This window comes from Pseudomonas sp. LBUM1660, assembly GCF_059695935.1.
Genome location: NZ_CP166795.1, coordinates 3,241,770 through 3,260,615, shown reverse-complemented (window position 1 = coordinate 3,260,615; position 18,846 = coordinate 3,241,770). Strand labels below are relative to the sequence as shown.

The 18,846-nt window shown below is 61.5% G+C and carries 17 protein-coding genes and 1 pseudogene; 6 read left to right on the top strand and 12 right to left on the bottom strand.

What is annotated here, in order from left to right; all coding sequences use genetic code 11:
* The first annotated feature begins 46 nt into the window (after positions 1 to 46).
* Positions 47 to 184 (top strand): hypothetical protein, encoded by a 138-nt coding sequence (locus tag ACA068_RS15345; RefSeq protein WP_497302881.1) that lies wholly within the window; start codon positions 47 to 49, stop codon positions 182 to 184.
* A 43-nt stretch (positions 185 to 227) separates the two neighbouring features.
* Positions 228 to 377 (top strand): annotated as a pseudogene (locus tag ACA068_RS15340) (DoxX family membrane protein); the annotation flags it as partial.
* Here the strand turns inward: ACA068_RS15340 and ACA068_RS15335 are convergent.
* Positions 325 to 1,137, bottom strand: coding sequence for a PAS domain-containing protein (locus ACA068_RS15335; RefSeq protein ID WP_497302879.1), 813 nt, complete (start codon positions 1,135 to 1,137; stop codon positions 325 to 327). The pseudogene ACA068_RS15340 and the gene ACA068_RS15335 sit on opposite strands and share 53 nt — an antisense overlap.
* A 290-nt stretch (positions 1,138 to 1,427) precedes the next feature.
* On the opposite strand from ACA068_RS15335, the gene ACA068_RS15330 reads away from it, so the two are divergent.
* The 4 genes from ACA068_RS15330 to ACA068_RS15315 all read left to right on the top strand — a co-directional run bounded on the left by ACA068_RS15330 (position 1,428) and on the right by ACA068_RS15315 (position 5,464).
* A complete protein-coding gene (locus tag ACA068_RS15330; RefSeq protein WP_497302878.1) occupies positions 1,428 to 2,354 on the top strand; it encodes a 4-hydroxyproline epimerase in 927 nt (308 codons plus the stop codon).
* A gap of 60 nt (positions 2,355 to 2,414) precedes the next feature.
* A complete protein-coding gene (locus ACA068_RS15325; protein WP_497302877.1) occupies positions 2,415 to 3,362 on the top strand; it encodes a dihydrodipicolinate synthase family protein in 948 nt (315 codons plus the stop codon).
* A 26-nt stretch (positions 3,363 to 3,388) separates the two neighbouring features.
* A complete protein-coding gene (locus ACA068_RS15320; protein ID WP_497302875.1) occupies positions 3,389 to 4,675 on the top strand; it encodes an NAD(P)/FAD-dependent oxidoreductase in 1,287 nt (428 codons plus the stop codon).
* A gap of 144 nt (positions 4,676 to 4,819) precedes the next feature.
* Positions 4,820 to 5,464, top strand: coding sequence for an MliC family protein (locus ACA068_RS15315; protein ID WP_497302873.1), 645 nt, complete (start codon positions 4,820 to 4,822; stop codon positions 5,462 to 5,464).
* A gap of 11 nt (positions 5,465 to 5,475) precedes the next feature.
* Here ACA068_RS15315 and nirD read toward each other — a convergent pair whose 3' ends face one another.
* The 11 genes from nirD to ACA068_RS15260 all read right to left on the bottom strand — a co-directional run bounded on the left by nirD (position 5,476) and on the right by ACA068_RS15260 (position 18,646).
* Positions 5,476 to 5,853, bottom strand: a complete 378-nt coding sequence (gene nirD / locus ACA068_RS15310; protein ID WP_497302872.1) for a nitrite reductase small subunit NirD — start codon at positions 5,851 to 5,853, stop codon at positions 5,476 to 5,478.
* Positions 5,853 to 8,414 carry a nitrite reductase large subunit NirB gene (nirB, locus tag ACA068_RS15305; RefSeq protein ID WP_497302871.1) on the bottom strand — a complete coding sequence of 854 codons (2,562 nt, stop codon included), beginning with the start codon at positions 8,412 to 8,414 and terminating at the stop codon, positions 5,853 to 5,855. The genes nirD and nirB overlap by 1 nt, the downstream gene beginning before the upstream one ends.
* 349 nt (positions 8,415 to 8,763) lie before the next feature.
* Entirely contained in the window at positions 8,764 to 10,104 is a 1,341-nt protein-coding gene (locus tag ACA068_RS15300; RefSeq protein ID WP_497302869.1) for a glutamine synthetase family protein, read from the bottom strand.
* A gap of 20 nt (positions 10,105 to 10,124) precedes the next feature.
* Positions 10,125 to 10,679 (bottom strand): helix-turn-helix domain-containing protein, encoded by a 555-nt coding sequence (locus ACA068_RS15295; protein WP_497302867.1) that lies wholly within the window; start codon positions 10,677 to 10,679, stop codon positions 10,125 to 10,127.
* A gap of 25 nt (positions 10,680 to 10,704) precedes the next feature.
* Positions 10,705 to 11,994 (bottom strand): NAD(P)/FAD-dependent oxidoreductase, encoded by a 1,290-nt coding sequence (locus tag ACA068_RS15290; RefSeq protein WP_497302865.1) that lies wholly within the window; start codon positions 11,992 to 11,994, stop codon positions 10,705 to 10,707.
* Positions 11,995 to 12,062: 68 nt separating this feature from the next.
* Positions 12,063 to 13,247 (bottom strand): patatin-like phospholipase family protein, encoded by a 1,185-nt coding sequence (locus ACA068_RS15285; protein WP_497302863.1) that lies wholly within the window; start codon positions 13,245 to 13,247, stop codon positions 12,063 to 12,065.
* A 101-nt stretch (positions 13,248 to 13,348) separates the two neighbouring features.
* Positions 13,349 to 13,813, bottom strand: a complete 465-nt coding sequence (locus ACA068_RS15280) for a MaoC family dehydratase (protein ID WP_497302861.1) — start codon at positions 13,811 to 13,813, stop codon at positions 13,349 to 13,351.
* Positions 13,814 to 13,834: 21 nt separating this feature from the next.
* On the bottom strand, positions 13,835 to 14,566 hold the full coding sequence (locus tag ACA068_RS15275) for a hypothetical protein (protein ID WP_497302859.1): 732 nt from the start codon (positions 14,564 to 14,566) through the stop codon (positions 13,835 to 13,837).
* The gene (locus ACA068_RS15270; RefSeq protein WP_497302857.1) at positions 14,563 to 15,651 is read right to left on the bottom strand and encodes an AI-2E family transporter; all 1,089 of its coding nucleotides are present in this window, start codon (positions 15,649 to 15,651) and stop codon (positions 14,563 to 14,565) included. The genes ACA068_RS15275 and ACA068_RS15270 overlap by 4 nt, the downstream gene beginning before the upstream one ends.
* Positions 15,652 to 15,729: 78 nt before the next feature.
* A complete protein-coding gene (locus tag ACA068_RS15265) occupies positions 15,730 to 16,365 on the bottom strand; it encodes a response regulator transcription factor (protein ID WP_497302856.1) in 636 nt (211 codons plus the stop codon).
* Between the two features lie 4 nt (positions 16,366 to 16,369).
* On the bottom strand, positions 16,370 to 18,646 hold the full coding sequence (locus ACA068_RS15260; protein WP_497302855.1) for a PAS domain-containing sensor histidine kinase: 2,277 nt from the start codon (positions 18,644 to 18,646) through the stop codon (positions 16,370 to 16,372).
* Positions 18,647 to 18,846: the final 200 nt, after the last annotated feature.

Genomic DNA, 18,846 nt, shown 5'->3' with positions numbered 1-18,846 from the left:
GCGCGAGTAAGCGAATCGAGTGTAGGGCCCTTATGAACAGACATTTATGAGCACTCTAACCTGGTTTCTGCCTGCTTCGATATCGCCTTGGAACAGGCTGCGTGGCGTCTGGCACAAATCCGTGCTCTATGACATGGCCAACGAGATCGTCGCTGAAGAACTGGCGGACTTCTCGCATGGCTGACCACGATGCCGTCACTCTCCAAGTAAACAAAAGCAAGTGCGCCATGATCGACTCACGCACCGCCCCGTATGCCGCACTCGTTATGCGCCTGGCCCTAGGCGTCATGTTCATTGCTCAGGGCCTGACCAAAGTCTTCGTGTTCACTCCACCAGGCCTTTTCGAATCCGTCGGTTTTCCGGGCTTTCTCGCCTACTCTGCCGATACTGGCGCGGCGTGAACCCGGTCAATGCCTTGAACTGCCGAGTGAACGCACTGTGGTCCGTGTAGCCGCACTGCAGTGCGACTTCCGTGATGGGGACCTCGGTGTTCAGCAGACGGTGCGCATGTTCCAGCCGAACCTTTTGAATCATCTGCCGCGGCGTCAGGTGGAACACTCGCTTGCAATACCGTTCCAGTTGCGCCACTGAAATGCCGGCGATCCGCGTCAGTTCACCCAAGGTGATACGGCGGTTGAAATGCGCGCGAATGTATTCATCCACCGCTGCCAGGCGCTGATAGGCCGGGTGCGTATCACTGGCCGATTGCAGGTCAACCGAAATTCCCGCCAGGCCCATGATCTCACCGCTGCGGTTGTATAACGGGCGTTTATGCGTCAGGCACCAACCGGGCTCTCGACTCCCGTATAAGTGCAACTCCAGTTGGTCTTCCAGGACAAAGCCTTGCTCCAGTACACGACGATCCTGTTCGGTGTAACCAGGCCCCAGTTGTGCTGGAAAGACTTCGGCGCTGGTTTTTCCAAGCAGCGGTTGCAACTGTTTCAAACCGCAGCGCTGGACCAGTGTGCTATTGGCCATGACATAACGCGCCTTCATGTCCTTGATAAAGATCGCGGCATTGGGGATCACGTCCAGCATCGGCAACAGAAGTGCCACGCCCGCGAGTAACTCTTCGAGAGTATCGGGGCGATTCAGGTCGTTTCCTTGGCACAGGATCGCCAATGCGTTCTGCGTCATGACGCTTGTTCTCCCACTCTGCGGACAAGCAAAAATCCTCCCTTGCGCCCTCTCCGCTCCGCAGCTGGCCTTCACTGGCCGGTCACTTCGGAGCCGATGCCGAGGCGCGCGCAAGCAGATTGCCCCAAGGTTTACCCCTGTGTCGAGGCCCTCGGCATTGTGCCGATTTCGTCATTTGCAGCCATGGAAAACATCAATCGCAATCGCCCCTGACGCGTTCACTCTATCGGCAGGTTCGGTGGCCTGGTGGTGGCAACCGGCGGACCGGCACACTTCGAAAGGATAGGTAGATGAAACGAGTGCATGTCATCGACTCCCACACCGGCGGCGAACCGACTCGCCTGGTGATGAGTGGTTTCCCCCAACTGCCCTGCCAGACCATGATCGAGAAGCGTGATGCCCTGCGCGATCAGCATGACCACTGGCGCAGGGCTTGCCTGCTGGAGCCCCGTGGCAACGATGTGCTGGTCGGCGCGCTGTATTGCGAGCCGGTCTCGCCGGATGCCACTTGCGGCGTGATTTTCTTCAACAATGCCGGCTACCTCGGCATGTGCGGTCACGGCACCATCGGCCTGGTCAACTCATTGCATTACCTGGGGCATATTGCTCCCGGTGTACACAAGATCGACACGCCAGTCGGCCCGGTCAGCGCCACGCTGCATGACGACGGCTCGGTGACCCTGCGCAATGTGCCCGCCTACCGCTACCGCCAACAGGTGCCGGTCGACGTCCCCGGACACGGCCGCGTCTACGGCGATATCGCCTGGGGTGGCAACTGGTTCTTTCTGGTGTCCGACCACGGGCACGTGTTGCAACTCGACAACGTCGAAGCCCTGACCGAGTACACCTGGGCGATGCTCAAGGCTCTGGAAGCCCAAGGCATCCATGGCGAGGACGGCGCCGCCATCGACCATGTCGAGCTGTTTGCCGACGACGACCAGGCTGACAGCCGCAACTTCGTCATGTGCCCGGGCAAGGCCTACGATCGCTCGCCCTGCGGCACCGGCACCAGCGCCAAACTGGCATGCCTGGCGGCGGATGGAAAGCTGGCCGCCGGTGAGCCGTGGGTACAAGCCAGCATCACCGCCAGCCAATTCGTCGGCAGTTACGAATGGGAAGGCGAGCGTGTCCGCCCGTTCATTACCGGCCAGGCCTTCATGACCGCCGACAGCACGCTGCTGATCGACGAACAGGATCCCTTCGCGTGGGGCATTTGAGCGAACACGCTGCACTTCCCTCTCAAACACATTGAATGAACGCTGCAAGGAGTGACAACAATGAGCGCCAACATCTTCACGGGCTGCATGCCTGCACTGATGACCCCCTGCACTGCCGAGCGCAAACCCGACTTCGACGCGCTGGTGGCCAAAGGTCGCGAACTGATTGATATCGGCATGAGTGCTGTCGTGTATTGCGGTTCCATGGGTGACTGGCCCTTGCTCACTGAGGCCGAGCGCCAGGAAGGCGTGGCGCGTCTGGTTGCCGCCGGTGTTCCGACCATTGTCGGGACCGGCGCCGTCAACAGCCGTGAAGCGATTTCCCACGCGGCGCATGCGGCCAAGGTCGGCGCCCAGGGCCTGATGGTGATCCCTCGCGTCCTCTCCCGGGGTGCCTCGCCGGCCGCGCAAAAAGCTCACTTCGCGGCGATCCTGGAGGCTGCTCCAAATCTGCCGGCGGTGATCTATAACAGTCCTTACTATGGCTTCGCCACCCGTGCGGATCTGTTCTTCGAACTGCGCCGCGAACACTCGAACCTGATCGGCTTCAAGGAGTTCGGCGGTGCTGCCGACCTGCGCTACGCTGCCGAAAACATCACGTCCAAGGACGATGACGTCACCCTGATGGTCGGTGTCGATACGCAGGTGGTCCATGGCTTCGTCAACTGCAACGCCACCGGCGCGATCACCGGCATCGGCAACGCACTGCCGCGCGAAGTCCTGCAATTGGTGGCCCTGAGCAAGCAGGCGGCCAAGGGAGACGCCAAGGCCCGCCGCTTGGCCAGAGAGCTGGAATCTGCGCTGCATGTGCTGTCGTCCTTCGATGAGGGCTGCGACCTGGTGCTCTATTACAAACACCTGATGGTGCTCAATGGCGACCAGGAATACACCCTGCACTTCAACGAATCCGATGCGCTCAGCGATGCCCAGCGTCATTACGCCGAGCACCAGTACGCGTTGTTCCGCCAGTGGTACAAAAACTGGTCGGCAGAGCAGAACGTCGACTGATCCCACCCCTCTCGGCGGCCCGAAAAATGTCTGACTCCCCCGACACACACAACCCGCACGACAACGCGGACATTGCCGTGGTCGGCGCCGGCATTGTCGGCGTTGCCTGCGCTTTGCGGCTGGCACGCCAAGGTCTGCGAGTGGTGGTCATCGACCAACAAGAGCCTGGCCGGGGCGCCTCGTTCGGGAACGCCGGGCATCTGGCGACCGAACAGGTGTTTCCAATCGCCGACCTGTCCATCCTCAAACGCCTGCCCGCCATGCTCATGGACCCGATGGGCCCGTTGCGCCTGGACTGGAAATACCTGCCGCGCGCCCTGCCCTGGTTCACGCGGCTGTTGCTGAACCTGCGCCCGGCGCCCTTCCAACGGACCGTCGCCGGCCTGCGCGCACTCAACGAAAGCAGCCTGGGCGCCTGGCACCGACTGCTGGAGGACATTGCCCGCCCCGATCTTCTGCGCGAGGACGGCTCGTTGCTGGTGTTCGAGCGCCCCGACTCGCATCCGGCGATCAAAGCGCTACAGGCCCGGATGCGCCATCAACACGTCCCGGTCGACTATTGGCAGGCCAAGGCGGTGCGCGAGGCCGCTCCACAACTCAGCGAGCGAATTCAGGGCGGTCTGTTTTTCCCGCGCACCGGGCATTTCCTCGACCCCTACCAAGTGGTCTGCGAACTGGTGCATGCCGCCAAAGCCAGCGGCGTGCATTTCCTCAAGCAACAGGTTCTGGGTGCACACCTGCATGAGAACGGCGTCTCGCTCATCACCGACCAGGGGCGTTTCACCGCCCGCCAGACCCTGATCGCCTGCGGTGCCCACTCCGCGAAGCTGACAGCAGCGCTGACCGGCAAAAAAGTACCGCTGGATACCGAGCGCGGCTATCACCTGATGTTGCCCCATGAACACGGGCGGTTGCCGTTCGCCGTCACCTCGCTGGAGCGCAAGTTCATCATGACCCCGATGGCCGATGGACTGCGCTTGGCTGGCACCGTCGAGTTCGCCGGCCTCGACCGCCCTCCGGTCATGGAGCGTGCCTGGCAGCTGCACCGGCTGAGTAAAGACCTGTTCAAGCGCGACTTGAACGCTGAGGCGGCGACGCCTTGGATGGGGTTTCGCCCCTCCTTGCCGGACTCGCTGCCGATCATCGATCGGGTGTGCGGCGGCAAGGTTTTGCTCGCCTTCGGTCACCAACACCTGGGCCTGACGCAGGCCGCGGTCACTGCCGAGCTCATCGCCCAACTCGCTTCGCCGGCAACCGCCAACCAATCCCATGGATTACCTGCCATCGAACCCTACAGACTGGATCGATTCTGAAGAACGCCCGCCGCCAGGCGGGTGTGGCAACTTTTGAACACTGACTTACACTGCGATACACCCAATGCAAACCAAATAACTGTTCAACGGATCGCCAGGTCCAAGGCAATCCGGGCATCCCGTCATGATCTGGGTAAAGCCAACATGAAAACGGTCACGGCCCATTTCACCTGTCTACTCGCTGCCAGCCTGTGCGTGGCGGCGAGCACCTGCGCACAGGCTGCGTCCCCTCCCGGCATCGACTGCGCCAAGACCAGGGCCTCCGTCGAAAAGCTCATCTGTCGCGATCAACAACTGACGCAGATGGATATCGAACTGACGCGTCTTTATCGCCTGGCGCTCACGGATCAACACTCCGTTCCGCCCCCGGACAAAGTGATCATTGACCAGCAATTCTGGATCGACGCCCGCAACGGATGTACCACCGGGCCGGAACTCAAGGCGTGCATCATCCGAAGTTATGCCGAGCGTGCGCACCAGCTACGCCAGGGCTCGGCCATTGTCAGAACCAAGGACCCAGACCGACTCACCGAAGGCCCGCTGGCGTTTCGTTGCACTGGCTTTAACACGCTGATTACCGCCACCTTCTTCAGTACGCAGCCGGGTGTCGTGTACCTGAAATGGGCGAACACCGCGATCACCCTGAACCAGGTACAGAGTGATTCTGGAGCCCGATACACCGGCAAGGATTACCAGGGCAATTACAGCTTCTGGCAAGACGGCAACGCGGTGCTTTTCCAGAAGCCCGGCTCAAGGGAAATGAGTTGCACGGTCGAGCCGGCTGGATAATTGAACCGTCCTCAAACCATCCCTATTTCCACCACCCCACCATTCAACCGAACCGGCCAGACCCGCAAACGCTGTTGCGGGTACTCCAGGCAACTGCCGTCCTCAAGCCTGAAATGCTGCTTGTAGATCGGTGAGGCCACCACCAGATCGCCCTTGATGCTGCCAACCAAACCGCGACCGATGACATTTGCCCCGGATTGCGGGTCGTGGTTGTCGATGGCGTAGAGGGTCTGCCCCTCAACACCCGGCAGGTAGAACAGCGCCACTTGCGCGCCGTCGAACCAGACGACGACGCCGGAGTTGCTGACCAGGTCCTGTTGCTCGCATACGGTTTGCCAGGCGTCGGTGTTTTCCAGGGAAGCGATGCCTCGGGTAGTGGACTGGCTCATCAGGCAATCTCCTCGGTGACAGGGATAAGGTTGAGTTCGGCGGCCATGATCGGACGCCGTTGACCGCGCTCCTGGACAAAGTGGATGTCCGGGTCCGGGCGTTTGTCGTTGACGAAGGTGCGGAAGCGCTTGAGTTTTTCCGGGTCCTTGAGGGCGTTGGCCCACTCGCATTCGTAGCGGTCGACCACCAACTGCATCTGCGATTCGAGCTCTTCACCCAGGCCAAGGCTGTCGTGAATGATCACGTCCTTGAGGAAACCGAGGCCGCCTTCCAGGCTTTCACGCCATACCGAGGTGCGCTGCAATTTGTCGGCGGTGCGGATGTAGAACATCAGGAAGCGGTCGATGTAACGGATCAGGGTTTCATCGTCGAGGTCGGTGGCGAACAGCTCGGCGTGACGCGGGCGCATGCCGCCGTTGCCGGCGATGTAAAGGTTCCAGCCTTTCTCCGTGGCGATCACGCCGACGTCTTTGCTCTGGGCTTCGGCGCACTCACGGGTGCAACCGGACACTGCGAATTTAAGCTTGTGCGGCGAACGCAGGCCCTTGTAGCGGTCCTCAATGAGCAGCGCCATTTTCACGCTGTCCTGCACGCCATACCGGCACCAGGTGCTGCCGACGCAGGACTTCACCGTGCGGGTCGATTTGCCGTAGGCATGCCCGGTTTCGAAACCGGCTTCGATCAGCTCGGCCCAGATGTCCGGCAACTCGTGCAACTGCGCGCCGAACAGGTCGATGCGCTGGCCGCCGGTGATTTTGGTGTAGAGGTCGTATTTCTTCGCAACCACGCCGATGGCGATCAGTTTGTCGGCGGTGATCTCGCCACCGGGGATGCGCGGCACCACCGAATAGGTGCCGTTTTTCTGCATGTTGGCCATGAAGGTGTCGTTGGTGTCCTGCAGCGGTACCAGCGAGGCGTCCATGATTGGCTGGTTCCAGCACGATGCGAGGATCGAGCCCACCGCCGGCTTGCAGATGTCGCAACCGGTATGGCCACGGCCATGTTTGGCCAGCAGTTCTTCGAAGGTGATGACGCCTTCAACCCGTACCAATGCGTAAAGCTCCTGACGGGTATAGGCAAAGTGTTCGCACAGGCTCTTATCGACGCTGACGCCACGGGCCATCAGCTCATGCTCGAACACCTGCTTGAGCAACCCGGCACAACCGCCGCAGCCGGTGCAGGCCTTGGTTTGCGACTTGAGCAGGCCGAGGTCGGTGCAGCCACCGTCGATGGCCGAGCAAATGGAACCCTTGGTGACGTTGTGGCACGAGCACACCGTGGCCGACTCGGGCAACGCGCCCGGGCCCAGGGTCGGCGCGCCTTCGGACGAGGGCAGAATCAGGCTGGCGGGTTCCGCCGGCAAGGCAATCGCGTTCTGCATGTATTGCAGCAGCGTGTCGTAATAGCTGTTGTCACCAACGAGCACTGCGCCGAGCACGTGTTTGCCGGTCGCATCCACTACCAATCGGCGGTAGCTGGCGGTGGTTTCGTCGATGAACTGATAACTGCGCGAGCCCGGTGTGCTGCCGTGGGCGTCGCCGATGGAACCGACGTCGACGCCCAGCAGCTTGAGCTTGGTCGACATGTCCGCGCCCATGAACGGCTCGGCGGCTTCGTTGCACAGCCGTGCGGCAACACCGCGCGCCATCTGGTAGCCCGGGGCGACTAGGCCAAAAATGCTGCCATTCCACGCGGCGCATTCACCGATGGCGTAGATGTGCGGATCGCTGCTCAGGCAGTGGTCGTCGACCACCACGCCGCCACGCGGGCCGACTTCCAGCGAGCACTGGCGGGCCAAGGCATCTTGTGCGCGGATCCCGGCGGAAAACACGATCAGGTCGGCCTCGAGAAATTCGTCATTGGCGAAATTCATCCGGTAGCGATATTCCTCGCCAGGGCTGATCGATTGAGTGCCACGCGACAGGTGCACGCTGACGCCGAGGCGTTCGATTTGGGCCTTGAGCGCACGACCGCCCTGCTCGTCCAGCTGAACCGGCATCAGGCGCGGGGCGAATTCCACCACATGGGCTTCCAGGCCCAGGCTTTTCAGGGCGTTGGCGGCTTCCAGCCCGAGCAAGCCACCGCCAACCACCACGCCACGTCGGGCATTGGACGCGGCAGCACGGATCGCATCAAGGTCTTCAAGGGTGCGATACACCAGGCGCGAATCACCCTCGGCGCCTTCGATCGGCGGCACAAACGGGTAGGACCCGGTGGCCAGTACCAATTTGTCGTAGGCGACGCAGCCTTGCGCGGTGATCACCTGGCGCCGGGCGCGGTCGATTTCCAGTACCGGCACACCCAAATGCAAGGTGACGCCCGGGGTCTGGTACAGCGAGGCGTCACTCAAGGCGAGCGATTCGGCGTCACGGCCGGTGAAGTATTCGGAAAGGTGCACGCGATCGTAGGCACGCATCGGCTCCTCGCTGAAGACGTGCAGCCGATAGTGATCAAGCGCCCCGCGTTCGATCAGCTGTTCGACACAATGATGTCCGACCATGCCATTACCGATCACGATCAGCGTTTGCAGCGTGTTCAACGCGGCCACATTGGAATTCATAAGAAGCACCCGGCTAAGCCCATCACGGTTCAAAAAGCAAAAAAAAACGCCTGAAACCTTGCGGTTCCAGGCGTCTTTGCCTGTTCTTTTGCGGTGTTGAAACCAGACGTCTCTGCCTGACCCCACCGATGTTGCCCACGAATCGATCGTCGTTGACCGAGGGGGCTGCCCACTCGATTGCGTTCACGGTGGGCCTGATCGATGTAATGCAGCGATTGTGCCAAGCGCTGAATGTCAGTGTATTGCGGCTCCTTCCAGGGTTTTACGGAGATGAACGCTGCGGTTTCTGCCTTGGCTTAGTGCATGCCGCCGCACGAAAGCTTTATTAAAGTGCATTGGCACGCTTGGCTTACAGATACCAGCGATACTCCCGCGCACTGATCTCCTGCATGAACGCCAGATGATCCTGGCGCTTGTTCTCACAATAGACATCGACGAACTCCGCCCCCAACCCTTCGCGCAGCTGCGGTTGATGCTGCATGACGCGCACCGCTTCGAGCATCTCCAGCGGGAAGTCGACCCCACTGTTGCGGTCTTCATTAAGCGGCTGGATCGGTTCGTTGCCCGCTTCCAGGCCATGTTCGAGTCCCACCAGAATCGCCGCCAACACCAAGTACGGGTTGGCATCGGCACCGGCCAGGCGGTATTCGATGCGCAGGTTTTTCGCATCCGATTCCGGAATGCGCAGGCACGCATCGCGATCTTCGAAGCCCCAGCTCGCCCGGGTGGCGATGTTGGTTGTGCCGCCCAAACGGCGAAAGGCGTTCTGGTTCGGCGCGAAGATCGGCATGCAATGCGGCAGCAATTCCAGACAGCCGGCCACGGCATGGCGCAGTGATTGCTGCTGGTTCGCTGCGAGGAGGTTATTGCCGGCGGCGTCATACAGGCTGACGTGCACATGCATACCGCTGCCCGGGTGCTGCAAGTAAGGCTTGGCCATGAAGCTGGCGCGGTAACCGTGTTTCAGGGCGACACCACGGGTGCTGCGACAAAACAAGGCCGCCCAGTCCGCTGCGCGCAAACCATCATCAAGATGGCCGAAATTGATTTCGAACTGGCCCGGGCCGAGCTCGGCGGTGATCACCGTGGTATCGATGCCTTGCGCCCGCGACGCCTCGACCATCTCATCAAGCACCGGCGCAAAGCGTGACAGGCGCTCGATGTGCATGTTCGGCTGATTGTCGGCATCGTCCGTCAGGTCATCCCGGGGGAATTGCGGCAGCCCGTCGCGCAGTTTTTTATCGAACAGATAGAACTCCAGTTCGAACGCCACCACCGGATGAATGCCTTTGCCGGCGAGCCTGTCCAGCACCTGCGCCAGGACCTGCCGCGGCTCGAATACGATCGGGTTCTCGGTGCCGTCCGAGGTGATCAGCATTTGCCCCAGCGGTTGTGCTTCCCAGCTGACTGGTTTGAGCGTTCCGGGCACCAAGCGGCGCAGCGCATCCGGGTCACCGTCGTTAAAGCAGTAGTCGCCAATCTTGAACAACCCGCCTTGCACGCCCAGCAGCACACAGTTTTGCGGCAGTTTCAGCGCGCTGCCGGCTGCGACCTTTTCCAGCATGTCCACAGGGTAGCGCTTACCGTAGAAGTGCCCCGGAATGTCCAGGGAAATCAGGTCGACATAACGTACATCAGGGTAGCGTTGGCGAAAGGCGCGCACCTCGGCCAGCAGATCAGCGTCCATCATGGTAGGTCCTATTGTGGTTATCAGGTGTAGACCCAGAGCACTCGCGTGAGCTGCTCGGTGAGGTTGCCGTAACGGCAACGGGTATGGCTGTCGAACTGAAAGCTGTCGCCAGCGTGCAAGGTGACGGCATCGTCATCGCCCAACCACAGCGTCAACTCGCCTTCGAGCACGTAGCCGCCCTGCTCCGAGCTGTCACTCAAGTGCCGCTCGCCACTGCTTGCGCCGGCTTCGAGGTGACTTTCGAGCATGGAAAACGAAGCGCGCATCTTCGGCGACACCAGAATGTCGGTGATGCCATTGGCGTAATACAGCGTGCGGCGTTCATCTGGCCGGGTGACCCACGGCAGTTCCTTGGGTTTGGGCAGGCTGTAGAAATAGGTGGTCGGCACGCCCAGGGTTTCGCTGATCGCCGTCAGGTCGGCCACGGTGGGCCGTGACAAGCCGCGTTCGACCTGCGAGAGAAAGCCGACGGAACGACCGATCTGGTCGGCCAGGTCCTTCAAGGTGTATTTCTTGTGCTTGCGCAGATCGTGGATAAGGATCGCCAGCGCAGCGATTTCTTCTTGCTTGTTCATGCCTGGAATTCCGCCAAGTGATTCATCAAATGCTGTCGCGCAGTCGATACCACGCCTTGCCGATGGCTTCCAGCGGCGCCGCCAGGTATTTACCGCCCGGGAAGCTGCCGTTACTCAAGCCCTGATACAACGCCAGTTCATCGCTCTGGCCGAGAATCGCGTCGGACACGGCGCGGGCGGCGGCCAACGTCGGAAGCACACCATGCCCGGAATACCCCTGAAGCCAGTAGCGATCACCGCTGCGACCGATGTCTGGTGTGCGCTTGAGCGTCAGGTCGATATGCCCGCCCCAGGCGAACTCCAGCTTCACGCCTTTGAGCTGCGGGAATACCCGTTCCAGAAACGGCCGGGTTGCGCCGGCAATGTCCTTGGGCATACCGCCCAGATACGTGCAGCCACCGCCGAACAGCAGACGGTTGTCCGGCGTGCGACGGAAGTAGTCGAGGACGAATTGGTTGTCGGTGACGCAGACATTGCTAGGCAACAGCGCCGTGGCCTGCTCGGCCGTCAGCGGCGCGGTGGCGACTTGATAAGTGCCCACCGGCAACACGCAACTGGCCAGCTGCGGGTCGAGCTCGTCGAGATAGGCATTGCAGGCCAGCACCAGCACATCCGCGCGAATCGATCCGCGTTCGGTGTTTACCAGGAACTGACCGCCCTGCTCTCGATAACTCAACGCCTTGCTTTGCTCATGGATACGGCCGCCCGCCCGTTCGATGGCGGCAGCGAGGCCGAGGGCCAGTTTCAGCGGGTTCAGATGCCCGCCCTCGGGGTCATAAAGGCCTGCCTGGTAGCGCTCGCTGGCCACCCACTCCGGCAACTGTTCACGGCGGATGAACTGCAAGCCGTTGTGGCCCCACTGGTGACTGGCTTCGTGCTGCCACTCGGTCAGCTGACTGACCCGACGGGGCATGACCGAGGTCCACAAGTGGCCGGCGCGGTAATCACAGTCGAAACCATGGCGAGCCGGCAACTCACGCAGCTCTTGCGCGGCCCAGCGCATGCCGTCCCACAACCGTCGCGCACGCTCGTAGCCCAACGCTGCTTCCAGAGGCGGCATGTCGCACGACCAGCCGAGAATCGCCTGCCCACCATTGCGCCCCGACGCGGCCCAAGCCACGCGGCTGGCTTCCAGCAGCGTCACGCGCTTGCCGGCCAAGGCCAGGCGCAACGCAGTATGCAGGCCGCTGAAACCGGCACCGATGATCACAACCTCAGTGGTTTGCTCGCCGGCAAGCGCCGGTCGGGTGGTCAGGTGATCAGCGCAACTGTGGGCGTAGTAGCTGGCGACATGCTGCGTGGACTGCTGAAACATACAAGCCTCATGAAATTGTGTTTTTATAATTTCATGAAAAAATACAGTATTAATTTCACGCTGGCAACTCAGGTGTGCGGCGATTTATGCCACGGATAGCCTTTCGCGCTAAGTTGAAAGGCGTAATCGAACAGACGCTTCATGTATTCGCCATCGAATTTCTGGTTGCGAGGACAAATAAAATCAGCGCCGATGTGCGCCAGATTGAAGTCTGCGCCATCCTGCTGGGCGATCCGGTAAATGTGATTCAGGTCGCTGATCCCCTGAGTCTGGATCAAGGTGCTGATGGCTCGCCCGCCGATGCTCAAGGTCCGGCGCTTGGTGCCGGACCACTGAGGTTCCAGTTTGCCGTTGCGGATGACATAAAAATGCCGGTCCCGGCGGATGCGCGCGCCGGCCACGCTGTTCAGCGCCATCACAGTGCCCGGCGGATAAAGGAACACTTGAGTGAGGACGCCTCCGTCCACGTGCATTTCCTGAAACTCTTTGCCGTCGACCTCCACATCGATCATGACCGGTGAAACGGCGCCGGGAATGCTCATCGACGCGATCATGATGTTGCGAAACAGGTGCAGCGCGCCCGGTGCTCCGCTGGAAGCAATTGCGCCCATGTTCCAGGTAACGGGCCGCCCGGCATCAAGGTCGGTAGTGCCGATCATCAGCAGTCGTCCTTTGGCGTATTGCGCGGCGATGGCCGCGAGCACGTCGGCGGTGATGTATTTGGCAATAAGGCGCGCCAGGGGCTTGCTGTCCGCGATGCCGTCGCTGGCCAGGCGGGTCAGCACACTTCGCGCATGGAACACGTCTTTCGGACCAATTGCGCTGCAGATCCCCAGGATGATCGGGTCGTACTCAGGCCCCAGGTAAGCGAACGGTGCGACCAGGGCGCCCGCGCTGATGCCGGTGACGACTTTGAAAGCAGGTCGGCTCCCATGCAAGCTCCAGCCGGCGATGATGCCCGCCGCGAAGGTGCCGGCGTCGCCGCCCCCCGAAATGGCCAGATAGTAGGCCAGTGGCAGCGCGTCGGCCGGCAAGTCTGTGTCGGCGAGCGCCTCGACCTCTCGATCGTTTGCCAGGCTGGCATCCCGGATGAACGACGTCAGGTCCCGGTCCAGCCAGTAGCGCGCATTCGGGATGCCCGGGATGACCGCTTGTTCCGTCAGCTCTTGCGGCACCGCATCACGGCGTTGCAGGCACCCTTCACGCAACATGTTCATCGTTGAGGCGCTGGGCCTGGGCAGAAATGGTTTCACAACGCCTCCTCCGGTCGCTGCCATCGACAGAGCTCGCTCGACTGACTGGGTGAAAACCGGCCTCCGCCATCATGCGCGCGCCCTAAACCCATGACTACTTTTCAGTCAGGCGGCGGTCTCCTGAATACCAGCAGTTTGCCGGTGGCTCGCTGCACCACCTTGTCATTCTGATTGAGGGTTTCCATGAACATCGTCACCACGCCCCGGTCGGGCTTGGAACTTGACGGGTCGATGGCCTGCACGGTGCATTGCAGGCGCAGCAGGTCATCGGGGTAAGTCGGCGTCGGCCAGCTCAGCTCGATGCCCAACCCGATGATGCCGTCCGCCAACGGCACGCTGTCCACCAGCAACTTCATGGTCAGGGCGGCGGTGTTCCAGCCGCTGGCGGCCAGGCCGCGGAAAAGGCTCAGCTCGGCGGCTTCAGGATCGAGGTGAAACGGTTGCGGGTCGTACTCCTGGGCGAAGGCCAGCATCGACGCGCGATGGACACGCAGTCTGTCGCTTTCGAATTGCTGACCCAGGCTCAGGTCATCGAGGTAGAGTTTTTCCCAGGAATGTACGGTCATGATTCATCCCTCCGCAGTGCATCAGGAATAGCCGATTTCGCTGAGATCGATGGCCACCAGCAAGGCATCCATGTCGGCCTGGCCGTCCTTCCCGCGTCGGTAGGCACGACGCTTGCCGGGCATGCACAGCCCGTCAGCCTCGATGTAGTCAGACACATACTGGGCGGCAGGCATGCCCCCACTGACGTCTACGTTGTAGTCGTGTCGCCGCAGCAGGAAGTCTTCGCTGAAGTAGAAATCCTGTAGGGCGCTGTGCGTGGCGATGTGGTCAGGGAAGTGCACCCGCAAGCGGCGCCAGTGCTGTGCGCCTTCTTGCCAGGGTTCGATTTCCTCGGTCAGCACACCCGGCCACGTGAACAGAAAAGGCATGGTCAGGTAGGACCAGAGCGCATAACCGTTGAAGTACGCGCGATGCAGTGGATCCCAGGGCGTGTTTTCGTCGTGGTCGCGGAAGGACTCCCGGGGCGTCTGGCGCTCGGCAATCACTTTGCCGTCTGCGGTTTCAATGGCGATTCTGTCGGGAGTGTAGGCCGTCCGCTTGTCGGGCCCGCCGAAGGGGGTCACCGAGGCTTTCTGCTCGTGCAGCCAAACAGTCATCTGGCGAGGTGCGCTGTCCTGGGTCAACCCTTTCGCGCCCCAGAGCGAACCACCGGTCACGAGGGTGGCGCGCACGGTGTTTAAGCTGTTCCAGCGGTCCAGACCACCATGGGCGATCAGTACCTGATCCAGCAGTTGATGATCCTGCGCATTCACAGTGGAGGCCCTCCTCCTTCCGACGGTCGATCCTGCACCCACTGCCAGAATAATTGATAGCCGACGGCAAGGACCACCGGGCCGATGAACAGCCCGATGATGCCACTGGTGACCATACCGCCCAAGGCGCCAATCAGCACCACCGGCATCGGCACATCGACACCGCGCCCCAGCAACAAGGGTTTGAGGACGTTGTCCACCAGGCCGGCAATGAACACATAGATGGAGAAAATGATGGTCACGGTGCTGGCGCCTTCGGTGGCAAAGACGAAGGCAATTACCGGCAGCGTAATCAGCGTCACCGGCAACTGCATGATGCCGAGCAGCAGCACCGCCAAAGCGAGCAGACCGGCACCGGGGATGCCCTTGAAGACAAAACCGAGCCCCACCAGCAGCATCTGGATGAACGCGATGCCGACCACGCCCAGCGCTACCGCACGGATGGTGGCGGTGCAGAGTTCGGCGATTTTCGGGCCCCGGGCCGGGTCGCTGACGCGCGAGGCGATCTGTACCGCAGCGCGGCTGCCGCTTTCACCATGGGCCATGAAAATCCCGGCAATGATCAAGGCGAAGATGAACGTCAGGAAACCCATGCCGACGCCCGCGAGTTTGCCCAATAGGCCCAGGCTGACGTGTTTGATCTGCGGTACGTATTTGGCGGTCAGGTCGGGGAGATTGGTTGAGGCCTGCAGCCATAAATCGGAGAGTGGCTGGCCCACCAGCGGCCAACTGGCGACTGACTCGGCCGGCGGCGGAATGTGAAAGCCTCCGCCCTTGACGATTTCCATCGCCCGTTCGACCGAGTCGGCAATCGAGGTGCCCAGCAGGTAGATCGGCACCATCAGGATGACGATGGCGGTCAGAATGATCAGCGTCGCCACGTGCCCTGGCTTGTGCGTCCCCCGCAGCCGCTCTTGCAGCGGATAGAGGGTGATTGCCAGGATCAGCGACCACAGCATCAAGTCGCGGAACGGGCTGAATATTTCGAAACAGAAAAGCACTAGAACGGCAATCAACCCGGCACGAATCAGCACATCAAGCAGGGTGCGGGTGAGCGTTTTTTCGGTAAAGGGCGTGGGCTCCACGGGTGCCTCCTTGCAGATCACTGCAACGGTTGCGGATCGGTTAGCCCAGCATAGACGCTGAATACCCGGCGCGAGGCCTCAACGCAGTTTCAGTGGATCGACCAGTCCGGCGGCAATGGCCATGCCCACCAGGTCCGGCAGGGTGTTGGCCTGCATGCGCTTCATCACCCGCGAGCGATACAGGTCGACGGTTTTTGCGCTGACGCCCAGTTGCTCGGCGATTTCCCGGGTGGTGTAACCCTGCACCAGCGGCAGCAAGACATCGCGCTCGCGGGGGGTCAGTGTCAGCAAACGGGCTTGCAAGGCGTCATGGCCCTCATTACCCGAACGGTTCGCCGCGCAGTTGCTCAGCGCCTGCTGCACGCTGTCCAGCAACAACTGCTCGTTATAGGGTTTTTCGATGAAGTCATGGGCGCCGGCCTTGAACGCGCGCACCACGATGGGCACATCGGCGTGGCCGCTGACGAAGATAATCGGCAGGTTCAGCTCCCGAGCGCGCATTTCTTCCTGCACGTTCAACCCGCCCATGCCGGGCATGCGCACGTCAAGCAGCACGCAGGCGTCGAGCGTGGCATCACAGGCACTGAGGAACTCTACGCCACTGGTAAACGGCAAGGCCTTGAGCCCGACCGATTCCAGCAACCAGACCGTTGAATCGAGCATGCCCTGGTCATCGTCGACCACATACACCACGTGCTCCGTCACACCTGCCATTGCATTATTCCTGTTGTTGTTTTGTTGGGCCGGCAAGCGGCAAGCGGCAACCCATCAGCAGCCCGACCGGTTGGCGCCGGGCCTGCAATTCACCGCCGAAACCTTCGATGATGCTGCGGCTCATGGACAAGCCAAGACCCAGGCCATCGGCCTTGCTGGTATAGAACGGGGTAAAGATCTGTTCCAGTTCGGGCTCGCTGACACCCGGCCCCTGGTCTTGCACGCGGATTTCCACAGTGGCACCACCGCCCTGCTCCACCGTCATCACGATCAGCGAGGGCTGCCCCGGATGTTGTTCGCGGTTGGCGTCGATGGCATTGCGCAACAGATTGAGCAGCACCTGCTCCAGCAACACCCGGTCGGCATAAACGGGCGGCAGATTATCCGGCAGTCGATCCTCGATTGTCACTTGGCAATTGCTCGCTTCCCAGGCACACAAACGCACGGCCTCACGGGCGACGTCGGTAAAATTCAGCGCCTGCATGCGCCGCTGGCCCTTGCGCAGAAACGCCCGTAATCGCTTGATCACTTCCGAGGCATGGGTGGCGTGCTGGGTGATGCGCTGCAGCCCTTGCGCCACTCGTTCGGCGGCCTGGGGATTGGAATCGAGCGTCTGTAAATAGCGTTGGCTGGCATTGGCGTAATTGACCACGGCGGCCAATGGCTGGTTGATTTCGTGGGCAATGCCCGAGGCCAGTTCCCCCAGCGTGACCAACCGTGCGGTGTGGGCCAATTCGTCTTGATGGCGGCGCTGTTGCACCTCGCGCAATTCGCGCTCGGTCATGTCCCGCGCCACCAATGAGTAATAGCGCTCGCCGCCGGCCGAACGGTGCGCCAGCAACACCAGCGACACCGGCACCGAAGTGCCGCCACCGGGCGGCTGCAAGCGTGCATCGGTGCTCCACACGCCGTCGCGTTCGGCGCTGCTCCAGCCGTCACGTTGCAGGCGCGTCAGGTCAGCGCTGGCAAACAGCTGCGCCAGGGCCGGCATCGGTTGTTGCTCGTCGATGCCGAGGATGCGCCGCGCGGCCGGGTTGAGGTAAGTGACTTGCCCGTCAGGGTCGATGAACAACACCGGATCGGTGTTGGCCTCGACCACTTCCGCCAGGCGCCGCTTGTTCTCTTCGGCCTGCACCCGGGCCGTGATGTCCCGCGACACGCTGACCACTTCGACCACCGCGCCGGTGTAGGTTTCACGGATCGCCCGACTGGCAGTTTCAAACCACAGGTAATGCCCGGCACGGTGGCGAATGCGGTACGTCATGGTGTGATAACCGTCCTGCTCCAGCGCGTCCCGCGCACGCTGCACCAGGTTGGCGAGGTCCTGGCCGTGGAACAGGCCTTGGGCCATTTGTCCGCGCAATTCTTCGGGCCAGTAGCCAAGCAATGTCCAGGATGCCGGCGAGGCATCGAGAAAACGTCCGTCAGGGGTGTGCCGGGAAATCAGGTCGGTGGTGTTCTCGATGATCAGCCGGTACAACCGGCGTGCCGTGGCCGCTTCGCGTTCGGCCAGCACTTGTACCGTGGCGTCGCGGCAACGGGCGAGCACGCGGTTGTCCTGGGGATCGGGAATAAACGTCCAGATCAGAATCTGCGCCTCGAACTGAGCTTCGACCCCTTCGATGGCGCGTTGCTGGTCAAGGCAGGCACGCACCAACACGCGGTGATTGACCGGCAAAAAGCCCAGCACCTCGGTCAGCGGCTTTTCCGCGAGCAAGGCCAGCAGCGCCGCATTGAACTCCAGCGGCCGCCCCTGCGCATCGAGCAACAGACTCGGTTGTGGGTCGTGCCCCAACAGCGGCGACCCCCGGAGCATGCCGTTGACGCTGCTGAGCAAGGTGGTCAACAAATCCTGCACCCAACCCAGCCAGTCCAGGCTCACACCGTCGCAGACTTCCACCAGCAACAGGCCTGCCTGCCCCGCCTGCAAGGTCAGATCAAACACCTGGCCATGGCTGATCGCGGCACGGCGCAATCGGCCGGACAGCCAGCAATCGAGTTGCCGGACCTGGGCCAGGTCCAGGCGTCCGGTCTCGCCCAGCCGATCAAAAAGCGGTTGATCGCTGGCCAGCGACGGATCGCCCAGGCCAGGCGGGAAATGCTGGGCGGCACCTTCGTGGCTGTAAATTCGCGCAGTGGGTTGCCAGCTCAGGTAAACCGCCCGGCGCACCTCGGGACATTCCTGCAACGCACGGCACAACGCATCCGCCCGAGCGGCCAGGGACACGCCCTCGCGCTGCAGGCGCAACCAGCTGTGCAATCGAACGGGAGTCAGGGTCATCACAGGTCCGCGTTGTCGGGGGAGCCAAGAATATACCGGCGCTAGAGGTATCGCCGCATTCATTTGGAGGAGGAAGAATCAAATATAGTACATATACTATACTGCGTAGGTTGTACTTCCATATGCGTGGCAAACTGTTATATAAAGCAGGCCGGACATAAAGGATGACCTCAGCGGCTACGCTGAACAGGTCATCCATA

What these genes read in the sequence shown, in the direction of transcription:
- ACA068_RS15345 (WP_497302881.1), top strand. Translation starts at nt 47, where the DNA reads ATGAGCACTCTAACCTGGTTTCTGCCTGCTTCGATATCGCCTTGGAAC.
- ACA068_RS15335 (WP_497302879.1), bottom strand. Translation starts at nt 1,137, where the DNA reads ATGACGCAGAACGCATTGGCGATCCTGTGCCAAGGAAACGACCTGAAT.
- ACA068_RS15330 (WP_497302878.1), top strand. Translation starts at nt 1,428, where the DNA reads ATGAAACGAGTGCATGTCATCGACTCCCACACCGGCGGCGAACCGACT.
- ACA068_RS15325 (WP_497302877.1), top strand. Translation starts at nt 2,415, where the DNA reads ATGAGCGCCAACATCTTCACGGGCTGCATGCCTGCACTGATGACCCCC.
- ACA068_RS15320 (WP_497302875.1), top strand. Translation starts at nt 3,389, where the DNA reads ATGTCTGACTCCCCCGACACACACAACCCGCACGACAACGCGGACATT.
- ACA068_RS15315 (WP_497302873.1), top strand. Translation starts at nt 4,820, where the DNA reads ATGAAAACGGTCACGGCCCATTTCACCTGTCTACTCGCTGCCAGCCTG.
- nirD (WP_497302872.1), bottom strand. Translation starts at nt 5,853, where the DNA reads ATGAGCCAGTCCACTACCCGAGGCATCGCTTCCCTGGAAAACACCGAC.
- nirB (WP_497302871.1), bottom strand. Translation starts at nt 8,414, where the DNA reads ATGAATTCCAATGTGGCCGCGTTGAACACGCTGCAAACGCTGATCGTG.
- ACA068_RS15300 (WP_497302869.1), bottom strand. Translation starts at nt 10,104, where the DNA reads ATGATGGACGCTGATCTGCTGGCCGAGGTGCGCGCCTTTCGCCAACGC.
- ACA068_RS15295 (WP_497302867.1), bottom strand. Translation starts at nt 10,679, where the DNA reads ATGAACAAGCAAGAAGAAATCGCTGCGCTGGCGATCCTTATCCACGAT.
- ACA068_RS15290 (WP_497302865.1), bottom strand. Translation starts at nt 11,994, where the DNA reads ATGTTTCAGCAGTCCACGCAGCATGTCGCCAGCTACTACGCCCACAGT.
- ACA068_RS15280 (WP_497302861.1), bottom strand. Translation starts at nt 13,813, where the DNA reads ATGACCGTACATTCCTGGGAAAAACTCTACCTCGATGACCTGAGCCTG.
- ACA068_RS15265 (WP_497302856.1), bottom strand. Translation starts at nt 16,365, where the DNA reads ATGGCAGGTGTGACGGAGCACGTGGTGTATGTGGTCGACGATGACCAG.
- ACA068_RS15260 (WP_497302855.1), bottom strand. Translation starts at nt 18,646, where the DNA reads ATGACCCTGACTCCCGTTCGATTGCACAGCTGGTTGCGCCTGCAGCGC.